We start from the raw sequence: 7642 nt of genomic DNA on the forward strand, positions 1-7642 counted from the left end.
ATCTTTTCTTGTTCCATGACCGCAAAGGTAAGCAAAAAAAATAGTTTTAGCACGCTATCATATCAAGTTCTTTGGTTAGGCAGCGGCATCCGTCCGCCACGGACAATCCCCCTTGGGCCTGAAATACTGTTCCCAAGGATTGTTGGTTGAGCTAATGTCGCCATCCGTTATCCGCAGGCCATAGAAACGGGTGCCTGTGCGCTGGTAGGCAGCCATCTTTCGGGCAAGGGCTGTCTCCATGGGGATGTCGAAGTCGGTGATCCACAGTACGTCGGCATTGGCATAGTGATGACCGTCGAGCAAGGAGAACATCATGCCCATCATGTTCCTGGCACTGGTTCCGCCATTGATAAAAGGAATGACCGGCTCCTTACGCGGCACATCCCTATCCGTAGCGCCCAAGGCTTTGAACAGGCGGTTGTAGTGCTGCGCTTTCAGGTCAACGGGGTGCGCCGATACCGAGAAGTCGATGAAGAAGCAGTCGCGTTGTTCTTCCTGTACCATTGCCGTAAGCTGTTCCACCAACAGTTTCTCCACACGCTCCGGCAGTCCTTTCATACTGGCGGAGGTGTCTACGCAGATGATGACGGGACCGAGGCGGCTCGCCGACGTGAAACACAATCGACGCGACGGCTTGCTGATATTCGATTTGTAACGGAAGACCTGCAAGTGCTTCGTAAGATATTTATAGACGAAGAGCTTCTCCAAACTCTCATCCGCACACTGCGCCCACTCGGAAGGGAGCAGTGCGTTGACATCATTGCCGATAGTAATGCCCTCGATGTCGCTGCCTGATGCGTGCTCTATCATCAGGCTTGTGCCTTCTGCCGCGCAGAGCCGTTCCTTACCAGCATCGTCAGCCTTGCGTCCCATTTTCTTGATAATCTCATCAAGGATGGGATAACGGTCACGGAGTTTGATGACCTGGAGATGACGCTCAAACTCTGATTCCGACCATGTGCCGTCCATCATGTCGTAGGCTGAGGCGGCATCGTCATCACTGGCACCCAGTTTCTGCGTAATGCGTGCCATCTGCTTGTAGGCTGTCTCCAATTGCATCGGCACTTGCTGTCCCTGTCTGCGGATCCATTCAGACTCCTTTCTGCACAACTGGTCGAAGATGGCCTCCTGCCAGTCGTGTCGCAGCTTTTCCCAGTTTTCCTGCTTGTCAGTACCACCCGGTGTGGAAAACAGTTGGGTAAAGAACTTCTCATCGAAGCCGTCCTCCTTGTGCTTTTCGCCGATATTATCCACGATGCTCTCCCAGTGGCGTCGCTCGCCAACTGAGAGATCGGGTACCTCACGGCTCTGCTTGTATTCCGTCCAAGTGCGCTTGCTCTCGAACTGCGTGTTGTGGAGACAGCTCACGATGAAGCGTCCCACCGTGACAAAGAAAACCTTGCCAGCAGCCTTGCTGGAGAGCACCTTCACCTGCACCATCGGGTCGGACATCAGACGGATGAGATATCCGAGCAACGGATCGTCGAAGGAATCCCATGGAGCATCCGGTGATTTCACCGTGTCGCTCTTGGAAGGGATCTCACCCGTAGCAACGAAGTTTCCCACCATTTTCAGATAGCGATGCACGTCCATAAAACCACCACGCTCGTAATGCTGCCAGAAAGTCTCGTCTCTGTTCTCCATAGTTGTCAGTCGTAGATTTTACCAATATCCTGGCGTGTGAACGCCATCTCCTTGTAGAATGCCGCAACATAGTCCTTCACCTCTTTCTTGTCTGCCGCCGAGACAAAGATGTTGTCGTAGACCGCATGCTCCGTCTTCTGCAAGTCATCGGCAAGCGCGTCTATCTCCTTGCTGAAATCACGCAGTACGTTATCTGCACCTGATGAGGCAGTGTTAGAGAAGAGGTCTCGCTCATTGTCTGGTATTTTCTCAATGTCGTATTCAATGCCGTCCATGTACAGATGATCATCGTCTCTTGAAAGTTTGACCATGGTACTGCCGATAGGAGCGACGAACCGGTCGTAGTACACGCGGATGACGTTCTTCCCTTGCAGGGTCTTCTCTTTGTACATAATGTCTTTCTCCGGTTCCTCATCCTTATGGAATCTGATATAGTATGGAAGCATCTGAAAGTCAGAAGCCATGATGAAGGTTTCTTTTATTCCCTTCCCTATCACATGATAATAGAGTTGATGGTAGAGCCGCTTGTCGCAGTCCCGTTGCAGCTTGCGCTCCGATATCTGTCCTGCCGCCCTCTTGATTTTTGCGTTTTTTATCTCCTCTTTCAATGCCGTTTTCAATTCTGCCAACCGGTTGGCATACATGGCGAAAACGGATTGTATGACGACCTTACGCACGGCATCTCGCTCCTCAGGCTCCTGCCAAAGACAATGATACATTGGCACCATGTCCTCAAGTTCTGCGTCCTTACGGTCCTGCAGAAAGGCTGATGCGCGGAGCAGTCTGACGATATTCTTCCACCGGCGGTCGCTCACGTAGATGTTGCGCAGCTCACTGTCGGCATCCACTCGGACGCTCCTAAGTGACTTACGGATAGCGATGATGGCATCAAGTACCGGCTGTGAAATCGAGATGTCGTCAATCTCACGGGACCATTTCCCATATTCCTCGTTGCTGATTTGGTCATCGGCATTCACCTCGATAACGGAATCGTCAGATGTAGTGAGCATCTCAAGGAAGAGCTGGTCATTAGAGATGTTTCTGCACTCAAGTCTGATGATGAACCGGTCCCACAATGCCTCCAAGCCCTCGCCTTGTGCGGGGAGCTCATTGCTTGCCGCAACAAGAAGTTTCAGAGGCAGGTGGAGCTCATGGCTACCATTGCGGAAAAGCTTCTCGTTCATCACCGTGAGCAGCGTGTTCTGTATGGCCGGCCCAGCCTTCCACATCTCGTCGAGGAACACCACGTCGGCAGTAGGCAGATAACCGTCCACACAACGCTCATAGGAGTCCGTCTCCTTGAGTTTCGAAATGCTCACCGGTCCGAAGATCTCGTCGGGCGTAGAGAAACGCGACATCAGGTATTCAAAACCCTTGGCGTGCCGGAAGGCCAACTTCAACCGCCGTGCCACCATCGACTTGGCTACACCCGGTGGACCGAGCAGAAGGATACTCTCCCCTGCTATGGCGGCGAGCAATGACAATGCTATCTCGGTATCCTTGTCATAGATGCGGCATTGCATCTGGTTGATTAATCGTATGATTCTATCTTTCATGATTTCTTGTTCTTCTTTTTCATGTGACGCTAAAAAATGATATTAGCAATCAGTGCTGGTTATTTTGTCTCATGTTGCATACGTGCCATAGGCCATCCACTGTATCATCGAGTTGGTCTTTGTATATCAGCCCCTCAACATATTCTTGCGGAATGGTGCAGAATCCGAACTTTGCTCCGAGGATAGCGCATGCTACTGCTGCATTGGTATCCGCATCGCCACCGGCATTCACGACGGCCAACAATCCTTCCTCAAAGGAGACCGCATACCAATAAGCCCACAGTGCCACAGACAGTGTTACGAGGGTGTAGCCCATGTGGTCGTCATCCATTAGCTTTGTGATGTCGTTCTCATTCCATGCAAGATTGATGAAGTCAGCTATCCGCTTCTCGTACTCCATAGCTGTGTTTATCATGTCCTGACAGTCAGGCACCTTGCCACCATATACCAAGGCATGGATGAGACTGGACACGATGACACAACTTCCTACGCAGCGTGGATCGTAATGAGTGAGTTTGCAGATATTTCCGGCACAGTCCGTCACACAATTGGGAAAGAGTCCCACTACGGATGTTCGCATCAGACCGCCATTGGCTGCTGACAGACATCTGCTCATCTTCCAAACTATTCTCGAGACATCGAAAGGCTTCTCTACATAGTCGGCGATGTTCAGTACTTTGTAAGTGTTCTCACCTATACCCATCGGCTCATCCATAGCCCACATTTTGAAATGCCTGGCAATGTTGGTGAAGCTCACCCCATTGTCCTCTATGACGGCATGTGCTATGCATAGCATCATGTCGGTGTCGTCTGTCCAGTCTCCAACCTTCCAACGTTTGCGATGCCGGTCCTGGAATATCTGACTATAGTGCTGCAATCCATGAGGATATTTCCACGCCATATCCTCATCTGTCATGCCCTCAGTGCCAAGACCGAGTGCATCACCGATAGCCTGACCGTAGAGACAGCCCTTGAAGCGGTTAAATATATCTTTTTGTAATGGCTCTATTTTCTTATACATCAGTAAATTATCAATTTTTCTATGCATAGTTTGCAATAGTCATCAATTCATTAGTCGGTCCATCATTCTACTTATGTCATCCCTCAGATTGTTGCTCCTCAACTGTATGGAGCCCGGTTGCAGATAAGCCCGCTTGTTAATTTCGAGCATCATAGAGTGATAGTGAAAAGGGCAATCGGGAGTCTCAGAATTGCTGTAAGGCGTGTTTACACCAACCTTATAGCCGCAGTCCATGAAATGGTTGACAGCCATCTCTATCGTATCCTTGGAAGGCTTTGACCAATCGTCATTGAAGCCGATGCAGATGTCAACGTCGCTCAACTCTTCGGGGAAAGAATGACAGTCCAAAAGCAACGCATCTTCTGTAAGGCAGGAGCTCAAACGCTGCTGATGCCACTTCCAAAGACAGAGAAGGTCTTGCTCGGAATGCAGGGGCACATTCCGCTGATGTCCGTCGAAGTTTTTATAGACAATGCCTTGTCCTACACTCTCCAACGGATCTTTCCAAAGACGCTCAGCATCTACAATGAAACGGGAATAGGGAAAGCGGACGGTCTTGATGCGGTCGTCACGCAGCCCATGAAAGAGGTAGTCTGTGTGCCAGTCTGTCCATTTGATGACCACATTATTAAGGAAGTCGGCATCGACATTCCAATAGCTCTTGTCCGCATCATAAAGTCCCTCCAAGGAGGCGTGCGGCTCATTCAATACAAGTCTGTTGTACATACAAGTCAGTTTTAATTGTTCTGCAATTCACATCCCATCATTGTACCACCGTGGCTGACTGCTCGGTTGGCGTGCCCGAAGGCAACTCTATGGATGCATGGTGCAAAGGTAGTAAATTATTTGTAAAGAGTATGGTGTCATGAAGAAAATATATCTATCATGACACCATCTCTTTCGTTAGTATGGAACATTTGTATTATCGATATATGGCATGAAGCTTCGCGGCACATACACGTTGCCAAAGGCATAGGCTTGTCGGAAGAGCGGAGCTATCTGCCGGACCTCGTAGCCCGCATTACCAGTTCCGATGGCGGTAAGCATGAACTTGTACTGAGGATGGAATACCGCATATTCCGTAAACCGCTCGATCGCCTTTTTCAGCTCCTCATACGAATTACCGTCAGTCGGGATGGCGTAGCTCTGCCCCAGAATACCTTCAGCCAGACCGAACTTTGCACCGAAATGCTGTAGGGCATAGTATGCAGCACCATCATTGTGCGCCCCGTCAATATTGCTGCCAAAGACAAAGATTTCATCCTTTTGGAGCGCAACAATGTTATCAGGATCTATTCGAAGACGGCCTTGGACGATATATCCTTCATAGCACCCGTCGCCCTGTCCTGTGCTTCTTCGCTCATATTACAGAGGCTTCGGCTCATTTGCATGTAATGGCACTTCTCATTGTATGTCCTGCGCTTGGTTATTGAAGTCAGTTTTGAAGAGATGAAAGGTTATCTCGGATTGGGAAAATGCCAGGCCCGCAACTTCACGGCGCAAGTTGCCAGCATCCCACTGACAATGTTGCAATACAACATTCTATGCTTTATGAAGCGGTTTGACTCTTATGAGACCATTGGAGGATTGTTCGGAGAGATAACAATCGGAACGGCTGAACTCACTATTGTCGACAAAGTTTGGTTGCTTATTGTTGAAGTCGTGACTGAGATTGCTGGACTGATATCTGCAGACTACAACGAGCTGATGCGGGCGGCCATCTGTGGAAACTCACATCTGCACGCCATGTTCGTGCATGAATATACAGAATTAGAACACCAAAAATTCACTTGCGAATGTTGAGTTAAAATAATCAAATATCTTATGCTTTTTCGTCAAAACTCTTGCAGAAAATCTCAAAAATGTGTATATTTGCATCGTGTAAAATCTCAAAAAAGTGTAAAATATGAAAGCTAATAAATCGCAAAAAGGTGCGGATGACATCATTATGAAGCGTAAAATATATCAGCAACTCCTTGATTGGAAGGAGAAAAGAAATGGTGAGGTGGCACTACTCGTAGAGGGAGCACGACGTATCGGAAAGAGTTATATCGTAGAGGAATTCGCCAAGAATGAGTATGAGTCATACATCCTCATTGACTTCAATAAGGCTCCCCAGATGGTAAGAGATTGGTTTGACCTCTATCTGGAAGACCTCGACACGTTGTTCCTCTATCTGAGTCAGCACTATAAGGTAAGGCTCCATGAGCGCAAGTCGCTTATTATCCTTGATGAGATACAGTTATGTCCCAGAGCGAGAGCAGCCATCAAGTTTCTGGTGGCCGACAGAAGATATGACTACATTGAGACGGGATCTTTGGTAAGTATCAAGAAAAACACACAAGGCATCGTGATTCCATCGGAAGAACGTTCTATTCAGATGTACCCGATGGACTTTGAAGAGTTTCTTTGGGCTACAGGTAATGATATGCTGATGGACTTGATACGGAAAATGTATGTAGAGAGGAAGCCGATGGGACAGGCTTTCCATCGTCAGGCAATGGATGCTTTCCGTCTCTATATGATAGTTGGAGGAATGCCGCAAGCCGTCAAAAAGTATGTTGAGACCAAAGACTTTGATGCCGTAGATGCAGCAAAGCGCGATGTGCTGACTATCTATCGTAATGACATCTTCAACTATGCAGGTGAGAAAGCAGACAAGGTGGTGTCTATCTTCGACCAGATTCCTCCCCAGCTCTCCAAGCACGAAAAGAAGTTTCGGTTGTCAGCCCTGAAACCAGGCGCGAAATATCGCGATTGGGACGATGCATTCTTCTGGCTGAAGGACGCGAGGGTTGTCAACATCTGCTACAATTCGACAGAGCCGAACATCGGACTGAAGATGAACGAAGACCGTACGACATTGAAGTGTTATATGAACGATACGGGCTTGTTAATCAGCCATGCTTTTGATGAAAAGAGCATCGTCTCGTCTGAGATTTACCAAAAACTGCTCTTTGGAAAACTGGAGGTGAACGAGGGAATGCTCATTGAGAATATCGTGGCCCAGATGCTGACAGCCAGCGGTAACAAGCTCTTTTTCTACAGTAAGTCGTCAGAAGAAGCCGAGGAACGAATGGAAATAGACTTCTTGCTTCAAAAGGACAAAGTGACCAGTCGTCACAATATCCGTCCGATAGAAGTCAAAAGCGGCAAGAACTACACATTATCTTCCCTAAAGAAGTGTATGAATAAGTTTGGAGAGTATATGACTACTCCTACTGTTTTGCATGCAGCTGACTATAAAGTAGAGGATGGTATAACCTATCTTCCGCTTTACATGTCATCTTTATTGTAAGTACGGCCCAAGGGGGATTGTCCGTGGCGGACGGATGCCGCTGCCTAACCAAAGAACTTGATATGATAGCGTGCTAAAACTATTTTTTTTGCTTACCTTTGCGGTCATGGAACAAGAAAAGAT

The 7642-nt window shown here is 48.3% G+C and carries 7 protein-coding genes and 1 riboswitch; of the genes, 2 read left to right on the forward strand and 5 right to left on the reverse strand.

The window, feature by feature from the left end; translation table 11 throughout:
• Positions 1 to 75: 75 nt before the first annotated feature.
• The 5 genes from NG346_RS14095 to NG346_RS14715 form a co-directional block, all read right to left on the reverse strand.
• Positions 76 to 1644: a vWA domain-containing protein gene (locus NG346_RS14095; protein WP_262281282.1), complete on the reverse strand. Its 1569-nt coding sequence runs from the start codon at positions 1642 to 1644 to the stop codon at positions 76 to 78.
• A gap of 5 nt (positions 1645 to 1649) precedes the next feature.
• The gene (locus tag NG346_RS14100; RefSeq protein ID WP_262281283.1) at positions 1650 to 3200 is read right to left on the reverse strand and encodes an AAA family ATPase; all 1551 of its coding nucleotides are present in this window, start codon (positions 3198 to 3200) and stop codon (positions 1650 to 1652) included.
• Between the two features lie 49 nt (positions 3201 to 3249).
• Positions 3250 to 4221, reverse strand: coding sequence for an ADP-ribosylglycohydrolase family protein (locus NG346_RS14105; protein WP_262281284.1), 972 nt, complete (start codon positions 4219 to 4221; stop codon positions 3250 to 3252).
• A 42-nt stretch (positions 4222 to 4263) separates the two neighbouring features.
• Positions 4264 to 4947 (reverse strand): N-formylglutamate amidohydrolase, encoded by a 684-nt coding sequence (locus tag NG346_RS14110; RefSeq protein WP_262281285.1) that lies wholly within the window; start codon positions 4945 to 4947, stop codon positions 4264 to 4266.
• A riboswitch (SAM-I-IV-variant riboswitch) is annotated at positions 4947 to 5049 on the reverse strand. It overlaps the preceding gene by 1 nt.
• A 75-nt stretch (positions 5050 to 5124) precedes the next feature.
• Positions 5125 to 5538 carry an A1S_2505 family phage non-structural protein gene (locus tag NG346_RS14715; protein ID WP_429913129.1) on the reverse strand — a complete coding sequence of 138 codons (414 nt, stop codon included), beginning with the start codon at positions 5536 to 5538 and terminating at the stop codon, positions 5125 to 5127.
• Positions 5539 to 5670: 132 nt separating this feature from the next.
• Here NG346_RS14715 and NG346_RS14120 point away from each other — a divergent pair, with 132 nt between their 5' ends.
• Together NG346_RS14120 and NG346_RS14125 are read left to right on the forward strand one after the other, a co-directional pair.
• Positions 5671 to 6024 (forward strand): hypothetical protein, encoded by a 354-nt coding sequence (locus NG346_RS14120; protein ID WP_262281287.1) that lies wholly within the window; start codon positions 5671 to 5673, stop codon positions 6022 to 6024.
• A gap of 145 nt (positions 6025 to 6169) precedes the next feature.
• A complete protein-coding gene (locus NG346_RS14125) occupies positions 6170 to 7519 on the forward strand; it encodes an ATP-binding protein (RefSeq protein ID WP_262281288.1) in 1350 nt (449 codons plus the stop codon).
• Positions 7520 to 7642: the final 123 nt, after the last annotated feature.

Source organism: Hallella absiana (assembly GCF_025457485.1).
Lineage (GTDB): Bacteria > Bacteroidota > Bacteroidia > Bacteroidales > Bacteroidaceae > Prevotella > Prevotella absiana.